This window comes from Micromonospora sp. SH-82, from assembly GCF_051132485.1.
Taxonomy (GTDB): Bacteria; Actinomycetota; Actinomycetes; order Mycobacteriales; family Micromonosporaceae; genus Micromonospora.
The window spans coordinates 379,539-398,536 of record NZ_CP148049.1 but is presented as its reverse complement, the minus strand read 5'-3'; the positions used below and the strand labels follow the sequence as shown (position 1 = coordinate 398,536).

At 68.2% G+C, this 18,998-nt stretch carries 14 protein-coding genes and 3 tRNA genes; 16 read left to right on the top strand and 1 reads right to left on the bottom strand.

Features of this window, described 5'->3' with window-relative positions:
• Positions 1–108 precede the first annotated feature (108 nt).
• Complete coding sequence (locus tag WHN02_RS01790) at positions 109–1,128, bottom strand: hypothetical protein (protein ID WP_434741748.1); 1,020 nt, start codon at positions 1,126–1,128, stop codon at positions 109–111.
• Between the two features lie 933 nt (positions 1,129–2,061).
• Between WHN02_RS01790 and WHN02_RS01785 the strand changes: the two genes are divergently transcribed.
• The 16 genes from WHN02_RS01785 to WHN02_RS01710 all read left to right on the top strand — a co-directional run bounded on the left by WHN02_RS01785 (position 2,062) and on the right by WHN02_RS01710 (position 18,885).
• Positions 2,062–2,238 carry a hypothetical protein gene (locus tag WHN02_RS01785; RefSeq protein WP_434741747.1) on the top strand — a complete coding sequence of 59 codons (177 nt, stop codon included), beginning with the start codon at positions 2,062–2,064 and terminating at the stop codon, positions 2,236–2,238.
• A gap of 58 nt (positions 2,239–2,296) precedes the next feature.
• A complete protein-coding gene (locus tag WHN02_RS01780) occupies positions 2,297–4,825 on the top strand; it encodes a putative bifunctional diguanylate cyclase/phosphodiesterase (RefSeq protein ID WP_434741746.1) in 2,529 nt (842 codons plus the stop codon).
• Between the two features lie 129 nt (positions 4,826–4,954).
• Positions 4,955–5,027 (top strand) — tRNA-Thr (locus WHN02_RS01775).
• A gap of 27 nt (positions 5,028–5,054) precedes the next feature.
• Positions 5,055–5,127: transfer RNA gene (locus WHN02_RS01770), tRNA-Met, on the top strand.
• Positions 5,128–5,255: 128 nt separating this feature from the next.
• On the top strand, positions 5,256–5,423 hold the full coding sequence (gene rpmG / locus WHN02_RS01765) for a 50S ribosomal protein L33 (protein ID WP_203860687.1): 168 nt from the start codon (positions 5,256–5,258) through the stop codon (positions 5,421–5,423).
• A gap of 149 nt (positions 5,424–5,572) precedes the next feature.
• Positions 5,573–6,019 carry an FAS1-like dehydratase domain-containing protein gene (locus WHN02_RS01760; RefSeq protein WP_434741745.1) on the top strand — a complete coding sequence of 149 codons (447 nt, stop codon included), beginning with the start codon at positions 5,573–5,575 and terminating at the stop codon, positions 6,017–6,019.
• Position 6,020: 1 nt separating this feature from the next.
• The gene (locus WHN02_RS01755) at positions 6,021–6,413 is read left to right on the top strand and encodes a MaoC family dehydratase (protein ID WP_434741744.1); all 393 of its coding nucleotides are present in this window, start codon (positions 6,021–6,023) and stop codon (positions 6,411–6,413) included.
• Between the two features lie 127 nt (positions 6,414–6,540).
• Positions 6,541–6,613, top strand: a tRNA-Trp gene (locus WHN02_RS01750).
• A 212-nt stretch (positions 6,614–6,825) separates the two neighbouring features.
• Complete coding sequence (secE, locus tag WHN02_RS01745; RefSeq protein WP_434743783.1) at positions 6,826–7,236, top strand: preprotein translocase subunit SecE; 411 nt, start codon at positions 6,826–6,828, stop codon at positions 7,234–7,236.
• Between the two features lie 39 nt (positions 7,237–7,275).
• Entirely contained in the window at positions 7,276–7,998 is a 723-nt protein-coding gene (nusG, locus tag WHN02_RS01740) for a transcription termination/antitermination protein NusG (RefSeq protein ID WP_434741743.1), read from the top strand.
• 197 nt (positions 7,999–8,195) lie between these two features.
• On the top strand, positions 8,196–8,627 hold the full coding sequence (gene rplK / locus WHN02_RS01735) for a 50S ribosomal protein L11 (protein ID WP_350896433.1): 432 nt from the start codon (positions 8,196–8,198) through the stop codon (positions 8,625–8,627).
• 77 nt (positions 8,628–8,704) lie between these two features.
• The gene (gene rplA, locus WHN02_RS01730) at positions 8,705–9,421 is read left to right on the top strand and encodes a 50S ribosomal protein L1 (RefSeq protein WP_350896432.1); all 717 of its coding nucleotides are present in this window, start codon (positions 8,705–8,707) and stop codon (positions 9,419–9,421) included.
• 486 nt (positions 9,422–9,907) lie between these two features.
• Positions 9,908–10,453, top strand: coding sequence for a 50S ribosomal protein L10 (gene rplJ, locus WHN02_RS01725; protein WP_350896431.1), 546 nt, complete (start codon positions 9,908–9,910; stop codon positions 10,451–10,453).
• A gap of 54 nt (positions 10,454–10,507) precedes the next feature.
• On the top strand, positions 10,508–10,894 hold the full coding sequence (rplL, locus tag WHN02_RS01720) for a 50S ribosomal protein L7/L12 (RefSeq protein ID WP_350896430.1): 387 nt from the start codon (positions 10,508–10,510) through the stop codon (positions 10,892–10,894).
• A gap of 575 nt (positions 10,895–11,469) precedes the next feature.
• Positions 11,470–14,910, top strand: coding sequence for a DNA-directed RNA polymerase subunit beta (locus WHN02_RS01715; RefSeq protein WP_350896429.1), 3,441 nt, complete (start codon positions 11,470–11,472; stop codon positions 14,908–14,910).
• Between the two features lie 87 nt (positions 14,911–14,997).
• Complete coding sequence (locus WHN02_RS01710) at positions 14,998–18,885, top strand: DNA-directed RNA polymerase subunit beta' (protein WP_434741742.1); 3,888 nt, start codon at positions 14,998–15,000, stop codon at positions 18,883–18,885.
• Positions 18,886–18,998: the final 113 nt, after the last annotated feature.

Genomic DNA, 18,998 nt, shown 5'->3' with positions numbered 1-18,998 from the left:
CGGGGGCCGTTCTCGTCGGGCTCTCCAACTGCCGGACGGTACCTATCCACCTCCGACCGACACCCAGCGGATCGGGGAACGGCCGGAGGTGGATCGAGGCGGCGTCGGTCAGGACCAGAACAGGGGCTCGCCGGGGTTGTCGACCTCGAACTGCTGCCGTACGGGGGTGCCCGCCCCGTCGAGGGTGGTGGTGTACCAGCCGGTCGAGTCCTGGATGGCGATCATCTTGCCGTCGGGGGAGAGGACCAGGTGCTGGATCCTCGACTTGTTCGGCGGGGCCAGCTTCTTCATGGTGACGGTGCTGGCGGCGCGGTCCACGGTGACCAGCGCGATGCTGCCGAAGTGCTGACGGGTCTCGTCGGTTCTGGCGCTGCACAGGAACCGGTCGGCGTCGACGGGGACTCCGCAGTGGTACTCGAATCCGTCGAGGACGCCGGCGCCGGGGGCGGCCCCGTTCACCAGGACGTGCTCGATGTCGTCACCGAAGGCGTACACCCGGGTGTCCGAGGTGGTCAGCCCGTCGATCTTGTAGACCTTCTCGCTGCGGGGGTCGGCGACGCCCTCGTCCTTCGGGTCGGCGTCGGGGGTGGCCGGGTCCACCGAGACGACCCGTCCGGCCTTGCTGCCGGGGGCCTGACGCTGTCCCACCCCGAGGACGGCGTGGATCCGGCCGTCCTCGGTGAAGCGGGCCTTCTGGTAGCACTGCTCGCCTGCGCCGTACACCTGGGGCGCGGTCCAGGTTCCACTGTCGGTGAAGACGCCGTCGGTCAGGGTGGCGACGCGCAGTTCGCAGTCCTTGACGTACGTCAGGCGGTTCATCGTCTTGTCGAAGGTCGTCCGCTTCGCGCTCGCGGCCTCGTAGGGGACGACGACCGGGGAACCGACGGGGTTGCCGGTGGCGACGTCCCGGACGATGAGCGTCTTCGTCGGCGCGAGGCCCACGCCCTGGGCGAACACGATGCCGGAGGACAGACCCGGCGGCGGGGCCTGCGGTGTCGTCTCCGGGGTGGGGGCACCCTCGTCGACGTTCCCGGCCGAGGGGGCGGCCTCGGGTGTGGAGTCGTCCACCCTGCCGCACCCGCCGAGCAGGAGCAGCACCGCTGCCGACACTGTGATGATCCGCCGCATGTACCGACCTCCAGGGTTCGCGGTTCCGATGTGGTTCCGCACCAAGATCCTAGAGAGGGCCCCGGGAACCTCGATCGACGGCAGGATCTTCGTGGTGCACTTCTCGGGGGGCCGTATCTTCCTGTCGTCTCCTGATTCGGCCATCCCCCGTTCGGTTTCGGGGTCCGGGCTTTGGTCGTCGCCGGTCGCCTGTGATGGCCGGTGCCGGATGATCCCGGCTCGGTAAGGCCGAAGAACGGTCGGTGGTTCTGTGGTGACTTCCGGACCATTTGCGGCTTCGTCGCGGAAATTCTCGGGAGCGGTCGGTAACGGCCGGGTCGGCGTCAATCCGGTGGCGATTCGGCGGGAGCTCGAATGGGCGTCCCCGATGCTTCGCCGGGGCGGCGTCACCAGTGGTGTCGGCGGGGTGGGCGCGGGCCGTCGGGGTGCCGCGGCTCCGGTGGCGCACGGGTGGCCGGATCGGTGGTCCGGTTCAGGCGTCGGGCGGGGCGGAGCGCGGGGGCGCGGCGGCGGGGATCGGGGCTCACCGGGACGGCGCGCCGGTCCGCCCACGGTGGAGGCCGGCCCGACCAATGAATGTGGCGAATGCGGCAAATCGGTCGTTAGTCGGTGGGGTGGGTTCGGCATTGGTTCCGGTGGAATCGGCGTACGGGTCGATGCAGGTGCATCTGCAGATGCGACCGCAAGTGCAGGAACCGGGAGACTGGTGATCCGCACGTTAAGCGGGTGAGGTCGCAATTTGCAGGTTCTGTAGCGGAGTGCGGACCTGTGGTGGTGACGATCTGGTCCAGAGAGGTGATCCGAAGCGTCGAACGGATGAATTACCCGGTCATGGTGCCGACCCACGGCGCTCTCCGCTTTTACCCCCGCTGGCCGTGTGGCACCATCGTGGAACCTTTACTCACTCTGACTAACTCGTGACAGGGAGCGAACATGCTTGCTCGAAGGGTGGGCCGGCTCGTCGGTTCGCTGCTCGCCGCCGCCGCGTTGGTCGTGCTCACGAGCAACGTGATCGTCGACCGTCAGGACGGCTTCGAGTGGCAGGTACGGAGCGTGCAGGCGGACGGCTTCGACTGGCAGATGCCGGCCCTGCAGGCGGTCGTCCGCTAGACGTCAATCACGTCGGCCCGGTTGACCCCGGGCCGACGTGCTCGTTGGAGGGGACGGCATGGTCGAGCACCGGCCGAGGTCACGCCGATCGACCGAGAATGCCTGGCTCGTCAGCGGCCCGATCGCCCTGATCGCGGTCCTCTGCTCGACAGTGCTGGCGCTTGCCGAACGTCCGTCGGTCGGGCAGTGGCCGGCGACGCTGGTCATGACCGCGGTGATGGTCGCCGCCGCGCTGCCGGTCATCAACATCGTGGTACGCCGCCAGGCGCTCGGCGTGCTCCTCACCGAGATCCCCCTGGTGGTCGCCTTCTACCTGCTGCCACCGCTGTCGGTGGTGTTCGCGTACACACTGGCGACCCTGATCGTGCAGATCCGGCGACGACTCGCGCCGGTCAAGTTCTGGTTCAACGTGGCGCTCGCCGCGGCGGCCACCGCGCTGGCCGAGATGACCCTGCTGGCCCTCCCCGAACCGGTCGGGGTCGGCCCACAGACCTGGGCGATCCTCTTCCTCGCCACCAGCGTGCACACCCTGGTGACCCTGACGGCCGTGGCTGTCGTCATCGGTGTGGTGCAGGGCTGGCAGGCCGGATGGCAGTTGATCCGTACCTCACCCCCGGCGCTGCTGGCCGGGGTGATCCAGGTGGCCGCCGGTCTGCTCATCCTGATCACCCTGGTCACCAACCGGTGGGCGGTCGTCCTGCTCGCGGCGATCGCCCTGGCCCTCATGCTGGTGTACCGGTCGTACACCCAGTTCCTGCGCCAGCACCGGACCCTCGCCGACCTGTACGACCTGACCGGTGCGATCACCGAGACCGGCCACGACGGCACCCTCGTCGACGCGCTCCTGGGCCGGGTCCGGACCCTGATGCAGGCCGAGTACGCCACCCTCTGGCTACCCGCCCAGGGGCGTCACCCCGAGGTCCTGCTGACCGCGCGGGAGGACAACAGCGGGCTGTTGGACATCGCCGTCACCCCCGCCGACCTGCGTGAGCAGGCGGTCCGGACGGCGCAGACCGTCACCGTCGGTCCCCGTTTCCGGGACGAGGCCGGTCAGCGGGCCACCGTCCGCGTCGAGCGGGTCAAGGACGCGATAGTCCTGCCACTGCGGGTCGGCTCGGTGGCGATGGGCACGCTGGAGGTCGTCAACCGGCTGGGCGACGCGAACAACTTCACCCCCGAGGACGTACCGGTCCTGGAGACCGTGGCCGCGCACGCCGCCGTGGCGTTGGAGAACTCCCGCCTCGTCGACCGGCTGCGGCACGACGCGTACCACGACGCGCTGACCAAGCTGCCCAACCGGCGGCGGATCACGGCTGCCCTGGACGAGTCGGTCAAGATCAGGGCACCCGGCGAGGTGGTGGCGGTGCTGCTGTTCGACGTGGACGGGCTGCGGCAGGTCAACGAGACGCTCGGGCACGCCGCCGGGGACAAGGTCCTCGCCGAGGTCGCCGGCCGGCTCCGGGCCTGCGCGCCGTCGGCCGCCCTGGTCGGCCGGGCCGGCGGGGACGAGTTCCTGGTCACCCTCCGGCTGGCCAACGTCGACGAGGCGGTCGAGCTGGCCGCCTCCCTGCGCGAGCAGATCCGCGACGAGATGGTCTTCGACCTGCTGACCCTCGACGTCGACACGGCCGTCGGGATCGTCGTGCACCCCGAACACGGCAGCGACGCGGCGACCCTGCTGCAACGGGTCGACCTCGCCGCGACGGCGGCCAAGTCCGTACCCGGCAGCGTCCAGGTCTTCAACCCGGCCCTGGAGAGCGGAACCCTGCACCGGCTCGGTCTCGCCGAGGACCTGCGGCGGGCGCTGGACGAGGGGCAGGTGCAGGTCTACTTCCAACCCAAGGTCACGCTGCGGGACCGGCGCCTGGTCGGGGTCGAGTGCCTGGCCCGGTGGGAGCACCACGCGCACGGCCAGGTGGCCCCGGCGGACTTCGTCGCGGTGGCCGAGCACACCGGCCAGATCGGCCGGCTCACCGAGGTGGTGCTCCGGGAGGGGCTGCGGCGCAGTCGGGACTGGGTCTACTCGGAGCAGCCACTCGCCGTCTCGGTCAACATCTCCGCCCGTACGCTCACCGACAGGGACTTCCCCGACCGGGTCCGCGAACTGCTCACCGAGTACGGCGTACCCCCGCACCGGCTCACCTTCGAGATCCGCGAGTCAGGGGTCCTCGACGGCACCGACCAGCCGATCTCGACCCTGCGTCGGCTCCGGGAGCTGGGCGTACGGCTCTCCCTGGACGACTTCGGCACCGGGGCCACCTCTCTGGCGTACCTGCGTCGCCTGCCGGTGCACGAGGTGAAGGTCGACAGCTCGTTCGTCCAGGGGATGGCGACCGACCCGGGGGATCTGGCCATCGTGAACGCCGTGGTGACCCTCTCCCAGCAGTTCGGCCTCACCGTGGTGGCCGAGGGGGTGGAGAGCGAGCTGACCCTGGAGCTGTTGCAGGACATCGGCTGCGAGATCGGGCAGGGGTTCCTCTTCAGCCGTCCGCTGCCGTACGAGCGCCTGGCCGCCTGGTTCAGCGCCCAGGCCGAGCCGGACTCGGCCGGGAACGTGGACCTGCCCCGGTTGCGGGCGGTGCCCTGACGGCTGGTCGGGATGTCTTCTGACCTGCGCTGGAACGTCGGGTGGCGGCGGGTGGGGGATCCGATTTCACCTCGCCGGGCAGGCCGTGTACTCTTACCTCTGCGCGGCCCCCACGGGGAGATCGCGCAGGCCCCCTTAGCTCAGTCGGCAGAGCGTCTCCATGGTAAGGAGAAGGTCTACGGTTCGATTCCGTAAGGGGGCTCAGAGGGTCCGGCTGGACCCCACCTGCAGCGGTGTAGCTCAGATGGTAGAGCAAGCGGCTCATAATCGCTGTGTCGCCGGTTCAAGTCCGGCCACCGCTACTTTCGGGATCCAGTTGTCCGGGGTTTCGATGGGATGGGCGCCGTTGGCGCCCACTTTGCATGTCCGCGCAGTTAGCGCGTAGGCTGATGCGCTGTAGTTGTTCCGTTAGCGAGGAAGGCACTCCGCCGTGGCGAAGGCGACCGATGTCCGGCCGAAGATCACTTTGGCGTGTGTGGAGTGCAAGGAGCGCAACTACATCACGCGCAAGAACCGCCGTAACGACCCGGACCGTATCGAGATGAAGAAGTTCTGCCCCCGAGACGGGAAGCACACCCTTCACCGCGAGACCCGCTGAGTCGTCGCCGGCGCGAGCCGGCACACCAGAGCACCGATCGCCGATCCGAGCAGGATGCGCGGCACCGCCGCCCGTTGTCTTCCGGGTCGGCTTTCGTGCGTCGGTGCCCTGACCGGGGCCGACGTTCGTCCCGTTGTAGGTTTCTCGGCATGCCCATGGACCCGTCCTTCGTCGGCCGGAGCTATCCGCCGACCGCCCCCTACCAGGTGGGCCGAGAAAAGATCCGCGAGTTCGCCACGGCGATCGGGGCCACCGACCCGGCCCACCACGATCCGGACGCCGCCCGGGCGCTCGGCCACTCCGACGTGGTGGCCCCGCCGACCTTCCCCGTGGTGGTCTCCGAGCGCGCCAGTCAGCAGGTCTTCACCGATCCGCAGCTGGGCGTCGACTTCGCCCGGGTGGTCCACGGGGACCAGCGGTTCGTCTACACCCGCCCGGTGGTCGCCGGGGACGAGCTGGTCTGCCGGACCACCATCGAGGAGATCACCCAGCGGGGCGGACACGACTTCCTCACCACCCGGATCGAGGTCGTGACGACCACCGGCGACCCGGTGGTCACCATGTGGTCCAAGATGGTCGTACGTGGGGAGGGCTGAGATGGAGCTGCCGGTCAGGACGTACCGGGTGACGCGCGCGGACCTGGTCCGCTACGCCGGAGCCTCGGGGGACTTCAACCCGATCCACTGGAACGACCGGGTCGCCACCACCGTCGGCCTGCCCGGGGTGATCGCCCACGGCATGTTCACCATGGCACTGGTCGGTCGGGCGGTCGCCGAGTGGGCCGGCGCCCCGGACGCCGTCGTCGAGTACGGTGTCCGCTTCGCCCGGCCGGTGGTGGTCCCCGACGACGAAGAGGGCACCGAGATCGAGGTGTCGGCGAAGGTTCGCGAGGTCACCGAGACGGGCCTGACCAGGCTCGACGTGACCGCCGTGTGCCGGGGGGAGAAGGTCCTGTCGCAGGCCCGCGCCACGGTGCGCGTCCGCGACTGAGGCTGCCCGCCACGCGTGTGGGGGAGACCGGTTGGGAAACTGGTGCCGGTACCCGTACACTGGTCCGCCGTGGGGTAAGTGGCCCTTCCTCGTCGTGTTCGGCGGGGTGGGGTGAGCTTTTCCGCACAGGGGTGTAGCTCAATTGGCAGAGCAGCGGTCTCCAAAACCGCAGGCTGCAGGTTCAAGTCCTGTCACCCCTGCGCCTCAGGCCTGACCGTTCCCGTGGGTCGCGCCGCCACCTGGTGGCGTCCGGCCCGTGGTGGTGGTACCGGCGGGGTGGTCCCGAGGCATCGGGTCCTCTCGGTCGGTCTGCCGGCCGCGGCCCGTCGCGGGACGGTTCGGTCCGGTCGGCGTGACCAACGCCGCGTACGCCTCCCGGCGTGCGACCCTGATTCCCGCGACGGAGGGCGAAGTGGCCGAGAACAAGCGGCGCGGCGAGGACGCCGGCGACGACCGTCAGCACGACGAGGACGTCGTCGACGAGACCGCCGGCGACGATGTGACCGATGCCAACGCTACCGACGCGGACGAGCCGGTTTCGCGCGGTGGCACCACGACCCGGTCCAAGGCTCGGGCCGAGTCGGCGGACAGCAAGCCGAAGACCAAGGCCGACGACGGCCGGGTCGGCGTGTTCGGCCGCGTGGCGCGGTTCTTCCGCGAGGTCGTGGCCGAATTGCGTAAGGTCATCTGGCCGACCCGCAAGGAGCTGCTGACCTACACCGCCGTGGTGGTCGTGTTCGTCGCGGTCATGCTGACGATCGTGGCCGGGCTCGACTTCGCCTTCGCGAAGGGCGTGCTGTGGGTCTTCGGTAACCCCAGCTGACCGGCTGACCGAGCCGATAAGTGACGGAAGTGAGCAAGCGTGCCTGAGTACGACGAGACCGCCGGACCCACGGACGACCAGTCCACGGTGGCGACGGCGGCGAGTGACGAGTCGGTCGAGGCCGCCAGCGAGCCGGAGTTCCCGACCACCGAGCCGGAGCCGGCCGAGGACTACGACCCGGTCGCCGAGCTGCGCCAGAAGCTGCGGTACGCCCCCGGCGACTGGTACGTGGTCCACTCGTACGCCGGTTACGAGAACAAGGTCAAGACCAACCTCGAGACCCGGATCACGTCCCTCGACATGGAGGACTACATCTACCAGGTCGAGGTGCCGACCCGGGAAGAGGTCGAGGTCAAGAACGGCAAGCGTTCCCAGGTCCAGGCCAAGGTCTTCCCCGGCTACATCCTGGTCCGGATGGAGCTGACCGCCGAGTCGTACTCCTGCGTCCGCAACACCCCCGGTGTGACCGGCTTCGTCGGGGCGACCGACCGGGCCGACCGCCCGGCGCCGCTCTCCCTCGACGAGGTCCTCAAGTGGCTCGCCCCGGCGGTCGAGACCGAGCAGAAGAAGGCGAAGCCGGAGGTCAAGGTCCTCGACTTCGAGGTCGGCGACTCGGTCACGGTCACCGACGGCGCGTTCGCCTCGCTGCCGGCCACGATCAGTGAGATCAACGCCGACCAGCAGAAGCTGAAGGTCCTGGTTTCGATCTTCGGCCGGGAGACCCCGGTCGAGCTGAACTTCAACCAGGTGACCAAGATCTGAGCGGTGACCGGCGGCGGGCTTCGGCTCGCCGCCGGCGCGTCCGTTCCGGCCGTGGTCGGTCGTCGACGGTCTCCTGCGGCACCTCCAGCAGGTGACCGTCGATGACTGCGCTACCCTAGAACGTCGTCGTTGTCGCAGCGCGCTGACCGTGCGTGCCGAGGCCGGCGCCTTTCCCGATCCACGTCCCAGGAAGAGACATGCCTCCGAAGAAGAAGCTCGTCAAGACGTTCACGCTTCAGTTGCCGGCGGGCCAGGCCACCCCGGCGCCGCCGGTCGGCCCCGCGCTCGGTCAGCACGGCGTGAACATCATGGAATTCTGCAAGTCCTACAACGCGCAGACCGAGTCGCAGCGGGGGGACGTCGTTCCCGCCGAGATCAGCGTGTACGAGGACCGTTCCTTCACCTTCGTGCTGAAGACCCCGCCCGCCGCCCGGCTGCTGATCAAGGCCGCCGGTGTGCAGAAGGGCTCGGGCGTCCCGCACAAGGAGAAGGTCGGCTCGGTGTCCCGTGCCCAGGTGCGCGAGATCGCCGAGAAGAAGATGGCTGACCTCAACGCCAACGACCTCGACCAGGCCGAGAAGATCATCGCCGGCACCGCCCGGTCGATGGGCCTGAACGTCACCGACTGATCCGAACCCCGTACGGCCCGATCGTGGGAGGGCGCGCGAAGGCGCGACCCGCCAGACACCACAGGAGTCAGACAGACATGCAGCGCAGCAAGAGCTACCGCAAGGCGGCCGAGGTCATCGACCGCTCGAAGTTCTACACCCCGGCCGAGGCGATCAAGCTCGCCAAGGACACCACCAACACCAAGTTCGACGCCACGGTCGAGGTCGCGATGCGCCTCGGCGTCGACCCCCGTAAGGCGGACCAGATGGTCCGGGGGACGGTCAACCTGCCGCACGGCACCGGTAAGACCGCCCGCGTGATCGTCTTCGCCGCCGGCGCGAAGGCCGAAGAGGCCGTCGCGGCGGGTGCGGACGAGGTGGGGACCGACGAGCTGGTCGCTCGGATCCAGGGTGGCTGGTTGGACTTCGACGCCGCCATCGCCACTCCGGACCAGATGGCCAAGATCGGCCGGATCGCGCGGATCCTGGGCCCGCGCGGTCTCATGCCGAACCCGAAGACCGGCACGGTGACCATGGACGTCACCAAGGCGGTCGCGGACATCAAGGGCGGAAAGATCGCCTTCCGGGTGGACAAGCACTCCAACCTCCACCTGATCATCGGCAAGGCGTCCTTCTCGGCCGCCCAGCTGGTGGACAACTACGCCGCGGTCCTGGACGAGGTCCTGCGGGCCAAGCCCTCCGCGTCCAAGGGCAAGTACCTGAAGAAGGTCACCCTGACGACGACCATGGGCCCGGGTGTCCCGATCGACCCGAACGTGGTGAAGAACCTGCAGGACGGCCTCGCCGAGGGCTGAGCACCGCTGTTCCGACGAAGGCCCTGCCACCGACGGTGGCAGGGCCTTCGCCCGTTCCCGGATGGACCGCTTGGCCGGCCCTCGCCCGGAGTTCCCGGCCCTCGCCCGGAGTCTCGGGCTCTGTTCGAAGGCGACACTCTGCCGGCGGCGCCGCCGCAGTCGTCGGACCCCCCCGGGGGCGGGCCGGTGAGCCGGGACACGTGAACGGGCCGTCGGTGCGGGGCGATTTGGTGTCCGGGTGGAGCGTCGCGTAACCTGACCGAGTTCCACCCAGAGACCGCTGGTCACCATGCTCCGGCATGGTCGAAGGTCCGCGATGACGGGCGACCCGCGCAGGGCGGTAAGCGATACATCGGCTTTCGGGCCGTTCCTCGCCCCGTGCGCCCTGCGCCGGGGCTTTTCGTTTGTCGTGATGCCTACGGTGCCGTCACGGGCGATCCCGCCCCTCCGACGGCGACCAGCTCCGAGCAACGAGAGAGGAGGGACATGGCGGACAAGTCGATCCGGGCCGACAAGGCCTCGGCCGTCGCCGAGCTGACCGAGAGCTTCCGCACTGCGGGTGCGACCGTGCTGACCGAGTACCGCGGTCTGACGGTTTCCCAGCTCACCCAGCTGCGGCGCTCGCTCGGCAAGGAGACCACCTACACCGTCGCGAAGAACACGCTGGCGAAGCGTGCCGCGACCGACGCGGGCATCTCCGGCCTCGACGAGCTGTTCTCCGGTCCTACCGCGCTGACTTTCGTTTCGGGCGACGTCGTCGAGGCGGCGAAGGGCCTTCGTGACTTCGCGAAGGCCAACCCGAAGCTCGTCATCAAGGGCGGTGTCTTCGAGGGCAGGGCCATCACCGCGGCCGAGGTCACGAAGCTCGCCGACCTGGAGTCCCGTGAGGTGCTGCTGGCCAAGCTGGCTGGCGCGATGAAGGGCAACCTGAGCAAGGCCGCGGCCCTGTTCCAGGCTCCGCTCTCCAAGACCGCCCAGCTGGCGGCCGCCCTGCAGGACAAGCGCGAGAAGGAGGGCGCCGAGGCGGCCTGAGGCCGCGCGGCGCACCCACGTTCTTAGTCAACCATTCAGGAAAGGACGCCAGACATGGCGAAGCTCAGCACCGAAGAGCTGCTCGACGCGTTCAAGGAGATGACGCTGATCGAGCTCTCGGAGTTCGTGAAGCAGTTCGAGGAGACCTTCGAGGTCACCGCCGCCGCGCCGGTCGCCCTGGCCGCCGCCCCGGGTGGCCCGGGTGGGGCCGCGCCGGCCGAGGAGGAGAAGGACGAGTTCGACGTCATCCTCGAGGCCGACGGTGGCAAGAAGATCCAGGTCATCAAGGTCGTGCGTGAGCTGACCGGCCTGGGCCTCAAGGAGGCCAAGGACGCGGTCGAGTCCGCGCCGAAGGCGATCCTGGAGAAGGTCAACAAGGAGACCGCCGAGAAGGCGAAGACCAAGCTCGAGGGTGAGGGCGCCAAGGTCACCCTCAAGTGACTTCGGCATCACCTGTGGTGTGCCGCCTCACGTGAGGCGGCACACACCTTGTCGCGACGGGCGGCGATCCGGCAACGGGTCGTCGCCCGTCGCGTTTGTGGACCCCCGGGGGAGACGAGGTGACCAGGGAGTCCGGTGTGGGCGTCGGGTAGCCTGTCGGCTTCGAGGTTCGCCCGGCGGGTGCAAAGAAGTTCTCACCCGTAGGTCCGGCCCTTGACGCGGTACCGACCGGACAGGCACGCTGGCACACAGCAAGACCTTCCGCGCTTGCAACGGCCATCTCTCGGGTAATGGCAGTGGCGGTGACAGCCGCCTCGCCATCGCCGGAGCGGTCCGGTAGGAACGACGCGTTCCGAGCGGCCCGGTAGACCCCGGTTCCAGGGGTCCCGAGGCACGTTCCGCGCCGACCTGCCGGTTGGCTGGACAGCGGTTAGCCTTTCGGCTACACTGCTAGTTTGCGCTGCCTTCCGACTTGACCCCTGCTCGGAATGTCCGATTCTGGATAATTCTGGTGGGGTCATTGGAGTGCACGCATACCAGCCGTTCTGCAGCACCGGTCCTCGGAAGGACGCATCTTGGCAGCTTCCCGCCCTGCGAAGACCAGTCGTACGTCGAGCGCTTTCGCACCCCGCCGAGTCTCTTTCGGCAGGATCACCGAACACCTCGAGGTCCCCAACCTCCTCGCCATCCAGAACGAGTCCTTCGACTGGCTGGTCGGCAACGAGGCTTGGCAGGGCCGGTCGGCGGACGACCCGCACGCACGCTCGGGTCTCGCGGAAATCCTCGACGAGATCAGTCCCATTGAGGACTTCTCCGGCACCATGTCACTCTCCTTCTCGGCACCGCGCTTCGACGAGGTCAAGGCCTCGATCGAGGAGTGCAAGGAGAAGGACCTGACCTACTGCGCTCCGCTCTTCGTCACCGCGGAGTTCACCAACAACACCACCGGCGAGATCAAGAGCCAGACGGTGTTCATGGGTGACTTCCCGATGATGACGCCGAAGGGCACCTTCATCATCAACGGGACCGAGCGGGTAGTGGTCAGCCAGCTGGTCCGCTCCCCGGGTGTGTACTTCTCCAAGGAGCCGGACAAGACCTCCGACCGCGACCTGTCCAGCGTCAAGGTCATCCCCAGCCGGGGTGCCTGGCTGGAGTTCGACATCGACAAGCGCGACACCGTCGGCGTCCGGATCGACCGTAAGCGCCGTCAGGCCGTCACCGTGCTGCTCAAGGCCGTCGGATGGTCGGCGGAGCAGATCCGCGAGAAGTTCGGCTGGTCCGAGCTGCTGATGACCACGCTCGAGAAGGACCACATCGGCGGGCAGGACGAGGCGCTACTCGATATCTACCGGAAGCTGCGCCCTGGCGAGCCGCCGACGCGGGAGAACGCCCAGACCCTGCTCGACAACCTCTTCTTCAACCCGAAGCGGTACGACGTCGCCAAGGTCGGTCGGTACAAGTTCAACAAGAAGCTCGAAGTCGCTGTGCCGATCACCACCGGCACGCTGACCGAGGACGACATCGTCGCCACCGTGGAGTACCTCTGCCGGCTGCACGCCGGTGAGGAGGGCTACGAGGCCGACGACATCGACCACTTCGGCAACCGCCGTCTCCGGACCGTGGGCGAGCTGATCCAGAACCAGGTTCGGGTCGGCCTGTCGCGGATGGAGCGGGTCGTCCGGGAGCGGATGACCACCCAGGACGTCGAGGCGATCACGCCGCAGACCCTGATCAACATCCGACCGGTGGTGGCGGCGATCCGGGAGTTCTTCGGTACCTCCCAGCTGTCCCAGTTCATGGACCAGACCAACCCGCTGGCGGGCCTGACCCACCGGCGCCGGCTGAGCGCGCTCGGCCCGGGTGGTCTGTCCCGGGAGCGGGCCGGCTTCGAGGTCCGTGACGTGCACCCGTCGCACTACGGCCGGATGTGCCCGATCGAGACGCCGGAAGGCCCGAACATCGGTCTTATCGGCGCGCTGTCCACCTTCGCCCGGGTCAACCCGTTCGGCTTCATCGAGACGCCGTACCGGAAGGTCGTCGAGGGTCGGGTCACCGACCAGATCGACTACCTGACCGCGGACGAGGAGGACCGGTTCGTCAAGGCGCAGGCCAACGCCCCGCTGCGGGCCGACGGCACGTTCGCCGAGGACCGGGTCCTGGTCCGTCGTAAGGGCGGCGAGACCGAGGACGTCGCGCCGGGCGCCGTGGACTACATGGACGTGTCGCCGCGGCAGATGACCTCGGTCGCCACCGCGATGATCCCGTTCCTCGAGCACGACGACGCCAACCGCGCACTGATGGGCGCGAACATGCAGCGCCAGGCGGTGCCGCTGGTCAAGGCCGAGTCGCCGCTCGTCGGTACGGGCATGGAGTACCGGGCCGCCGTCGACGCCGGTGACGTGGTCGTCGCCGAGGTCGGTGGTGTGATCGAGGACCTCTGCGCCGACTACATCACGATCCACCAGGACGACGGTCACCGCCGGACGTACCTGCTGCACAAGTTCCGTCGCTCGAACGCCGGCTCCTGCGTCAACCAGAAGCCCGTGGTCTTCGAGGGCGACCGGGTCGAGGCCGGCCAGGTCATCGCGGACGGCCCGTGCACCGACGAGGGCGAGATGGCGCTCGGGCGTAACCTGCTCGTGGCCTTCATGACCTGGGAGGGGCACAACTACGAGGACGCGATCATCCTGTCGCAGCGCCTCGTGCAGCAGGACGTGCTCACCTCGATCCACATCGAGGAGCACGAGGTCGACGCCCGGGACACCAAGCTGGGTCCGGAGGAGATCACCCGCGACATCCCGAACGTCAGCGAGGAGATGCTCGCCGACCTCGACGAGCGCGGCATCATCCGGATCGGCGCCGAGGTCGTCCCCGGCGACATCCTGGTCGGCAAGGTCACCCCGAAGGGTGAGACCGAGCTGACCCCGGAGGAGCGCCTGCTCCGCGCGATCTTCGGTGAGAAGGCGCGGGAGGTCCGGGACACCTCGCTGAAGGTTCCGCACGGTGAGACCGGCACGGTCATCGGCGTGCGTACCTTCTCCCGGGAGGACGGCGACGAGCTGCCTCCGGGCGTCAACGAGCTGGTCCGGGTCTACGTCGCCCAGAAGCGGAAGATCCAGGACGGCGACAAGCTCGCCGGCCGGCACGGCAACAAGGGCGTCATCTCCAAGATCCTGCCGATCGAGGACATGCCCTTCCTGGAGGACGGCACTCCCGTCGACATCGTGCTGAACCCGCTCGGTGTGCCCTCCCGGATGAACATCGGGCAGGTCCTGGAGACCCACCTCGGGTGGGTGGCCAAGACCGGCTGGAGCGTGGACGGCGACGACGCCGAGTGGAAGCGGCAGCTGCGCTCCATCGAGGCGCACGAGTCCGAGCCGGACACCAACGTGGCCACCCCGGTCTTCGACGGTGCCCGCGAGGAGGAGATCTCCGGTCTGCTCGCGTCGACCCTGCCCAACCGGGACGGCAAGCAGCTGATCGGCTCCACCGGCAAGGCCCGGCTCTTCGACGGGCGTTCGGGCGAGCCGCTGCCGGACCCGATCGCTGTCGGGTACATCTACATCCTGAAGCTCAACCACCTGGTCGACGACAAGATCCACGCTCGGTCGACCGGGCCGTACTCGATGATCACGCAGCAGCCGCTGGGTGGTAAGGCACAGTTCGGTGGTCAGCGCTTCGGTGAGATGGAGTGCTGGGCCATGCAGGCCTACGGTGCCGCGTACGCCCTGCAGGAACTGCTGACCATCAAGTCCGACGACGTCCTCGGTCGGGTGAAGGTTTACGAGGCCATCGTCAAGGGCGAGAACATTCCGGAGCCCGGCATCCCGGAGTCGTTCAAGGTGTTGCTCAAGGAGCTCCAGTCGCTCTGCCTCAACGTCGAAGTGCTCTCCAGCGACGGTGTCGCCCTGGAGATGCGCGAGACCGACGACGAGGTGTTCCGGGCGGCGGAGGAACTCGGCATCGACCTCTCCCGCCGCCCCAACGAGGGTGTGAGCAGCGTCGACGAAGTCTGATCGGGCCGGGTGCGGCGACGGCCACCGTCGCCGCACCCGATCCACCGAACCACTCAACCGAGCTGACTTGATGTGAGGGATAACCAAGTGCTCGACGTCAACTTCTTCGACGAGCTCCGGATCGGGCTCGCCACCGCCGACGACATCCGTCAGTGGTCGCACGGCGAGGTCAAGAAGCCCGAGACGATCAACTACCGCACCCTCAAGCCGGAAAAGGACGGACTCTTCTGCGAGAAGATCTTCGGTCCTCAGCGGGACTGGGAGTGCTACTGCGGAAAGTACAAGCGGGTCCGGTTCAAGGGCATCATCTGTGAGCGTTGCGGCGTCGAGGTGACCCGCTCCAAGGTCCGCCGTGAGCGGATGGGGCACATCGAGCTGGCCGCGCCGGTCACCCACATCTGGTACTTCAAGGGTGTCCCGAGTCGGCTCGGTTACCTGCTCGACCTGGCTCCCAAGGATCTCGAAAAGATCATCTATTTCGCATCGTACGTGATCACGAGCGTCGACGCCGAGGCGCGTCACCGTGATCTCTCGACGATCGAGAACGAGATCCTGGCCGAGAAGCGGCAGTCGGAGAACAGCCGCGACTCGGAGATCGAGAAGCGGGCCGCCAAGCTCGAGGGCGACCTGGCCGAGCTGGAGGCCGAGGGCGCGAAGGCGGACGTCCGGCGCAAGGTCAAGGAGGGCGGAGAGCGCGAGATGCGCCAGATCCGCGACCGGGCCCAGCGCGAGATCGACCGCCTCGACGAGGTCCTGGACACCTTCCGCAAGCTGGACTCGAAGCAGCTGGTCACCGACGAGCTGCTCTACCGTGAGCTGCGCGACCGCTTCGGTGAGTACTTCACCGGCGCGATGGGCGCCGAGGCGATCAAGGCGTTGGTCCAGAACATGGACCTCATCGCCGAGGCGGAGAACCTGCGGGAAACCATCCGCAGCGGCAAGGGGCAGCGGAAGATCCGCGCGCTCAAGCGCCTCAAGGTCGTGGCCGCGTTCCTGAACACCCGCAACTCCCCGCTGGGCATGGTGCTGGACTGCGTTCCGGTCATCCCGCCGGACCTGCGTCCGATGGTGCAGCTCGACGGTGGCCGGTTCGCCACCTCCGACCTGAACGACCTGTACCGCCGCGTGATCAACCGGAACAACCGGCTCAAGCGACTGATCGACCTCGGCGCGCCCGAGATCATCGTCAACAACGAGAAGCGGATGCTCCAGGAGGCCGTCGACGCGCTGTTCGACAACGGCCGTCGGGGCCGTCCGGTCACCGGTCCGGGTAACCGGCCGCTGAAGTCGCTGTCGGACATGCTCAAGGGCAAGCAGGGCCGGTTCCGGCAGAACCTGCTCGGCAAGCGCGTCGACTACTCCGGCCGTTCGGTCATCGTGGTCGGCCCGAAGCTGAAGCTGCACCAGTGCGGTCTGCCCAAGCAGATGGCGCTGGAGCTGTTCAAGCCGTTCGTGATGAAGCGGCTGGTCGACCTCAACCACGCCCAGAACATCAAGTCCGCCAAGCGGATGGTCGAGCGGCAGCGGCCGGTCGTGTGGGACGTGCTGGAAGAGGTCATCGGTGAGCACCCGGTGCTGCTGAACCGCGCGCCGACCCTGCACCGACTGGGCATCCAGGCCTTCGAGCCGCAGCTGGTCGAGGGCAAGGCGATCCAGATCCACCCGCTGGTCTGCACCGCGTTCAACGCCGACTTCGACGGTGACCAGATGGCGGTGCACGTACCGCTGTCGGCCGAGGCGCAGGCCGAGGCGCGGATCCTGATGCTGTCGTCGAACAACATCCTCAAGCCGGCCGACGGCAAGCCGGTCACCATGCCCACCCAGGACATGGTCATCGGTCTCTACCACCTCACCCACCTCACCGCCGGTGAGAAGGGCGAGGGGCGGGCGTTCAGCTCGGACGCCGAGGCCCGGATGGCGTTCGACAACGGCGAGCTGCACCTGCAGACGCCGGTGAAGATCCGCCTGCACGGGCTGATCGGGGTCGACAACGGCGCCGGTGCCGAGCAGTGGGTCGCCCCGGAGGGCTGGACCGAGGGTGAGCCGCTCACCGTCGAGACCACCCTGGGCCGGGTGCTGTTCAACGAGACGCTGCCGCAGGGCTACCGGTTCGTGAACTACGAGATCCGCAAGGGTCAGCTCTCGGCGATCGTCAACGACCTCGCCGAGCGGTTCCCGAAGGTGGCGCTGGCCGCCACCCTGGACGGGCTCAAGGAGGCCGGTTTCCACTGGGCCACCTGGTCCGGCGTCACCATCGGCATGGAGGACGTCATCGCTCCGCCGCGCAAGCGGGAGATCCTGGAGCGGTACGAGAAGGAAGCCGACCGGATCGACAAGCAGTACCAGCGTGGTCTGATGACCGCCGAGGAGCGTCGCGGCGAACTCATCGAGATCTGGACCAAGGCGACCAACGAGGTCGCCAAGGAGATGGACACCGCGCTGCCGCAGGAGAACCCGCTGTGGAAGATGATCCACTCGGGTGCTCGCGGTAACCTGCTCCAGCTCCGGCAGATCGCTGCGATCCGTGGCCTGGTGGCCAACCCCAAGGGTGAGATCATCCCGCGTCCGATCAAGGCGTCGTACCGGGAGGGCCTCTCCGTCCTGGAGTACTTCATCTCCACCCACGGTGCCCGTAAGGGTCTGGCGGACACGGCGCTGCGTACCGCCGACTCGGGTTACCTGACCCGGCGTCTGGTGGACGTCTCGCAGGACGTCATCATCCGTGAGGAGGACTGCGGCACCGATCGGGCGATCCCGATGCAGGTGGGTCAGCGCCTCGACGGGAAGCTGGTGGTCCACGAGCACGCCGAGACCAGCGTGCACGCCCGTACCCTGGCCGACGACATCAAGGGGCCGGACGGCACCGTCGTCGCCGAGCGGGGCGTGGACATCAACTCGATCGTGGTCGAGCGGATCGTCGCCGCAGGCGCGGAGACGATCCGGGTCCGCAGCGTCCTCACCTGCGAGTCCAAGCTCGGTGTCTGCGGTGCCTGCTACGGGCGCTCGCTGCCCACCGGCAAGACCGTGGACGTCGGCGAGGCGGTCGGCATCATCGCCGCCCAGTCGATCGGTGAGCCGGGAACGCAGCTGACGATGCGGACCTTCCACACCGGTGGTGTGGCCGGTGAGGACATCACCCAGGGTCTGCCGCGTGTCCAGGAGATCTTCGAGGCCCGGATCCCGAAGGGCAAGGCGCCCATCGCCGACACCCCGGGTCGGGTCCGGATCGAGGACGCCGAGCGGTCGCGGAAGATCATCGTGGTGCCGGACGACGGCAGCGACGAGATCGTCTACGACAAGATCTCCAAGCGGGTCCGGCTGCGGACCCACGACGGAGACCACGTCGAGGTCGGCGAGAAGCTCACCGAGGGCACCATCGACCCGCACGAGCTGCTGCGCATCCTCGGCCCGCGCGCGGTCCAGGTCCACCTGACCCAGGAGGTCCAGGAGGTCTACCGCTCGCAGGGTGTGCTCATCCACGACAAGCACATCGAGATCATCATCCGGCAGATGCTGAAGCGGGTGACGGTCATCGACTCCGGCTCGACCGAGTTCCTGCCGGGTGTGCTCGTCGACCGGGCACTGTTCGAGTCGGAGAACCGCCGGCTCGTCGGTGAGGGTGGCGAGCCCGCTGCCGGTCGTCCGGTCCTGATGGGTATCACCAAGGCCTCGCTGGCCACCGACTCCTGGCTGTCGGCGGCCTCCTTCCAGGAGACCACCCGGGTGCTGACGGACGCGGCGATCCACGCCCGCAGCGACTCGTTGATCGGCCTGAAGGAGAACGTGATCATCGGTAAGCTCATCCCGGCCGGTACGGGCATCAGCAAGTACCGCAACGTCCGGGTCGAGCCGACCGAGGAGGCCAAGGCGAAGGTCTACTCGATGACCGGGTACCCGGAGACCGACTACGGCTTCGGACCGGCCAGCGGGCAGGCAGTGCCGCTGGACGACTTCGACTTCGGGTCGTACCGCTAGATCTGCTGAACCGAAGAGGCCCCCGGCGACCGCCGGGGGCCTCTTCGTCATCGCGGACCCCGACGGGCCGGTGGGTGTCCCGGACACCGCCGGTACGGTTCGGAGCGCCGGTG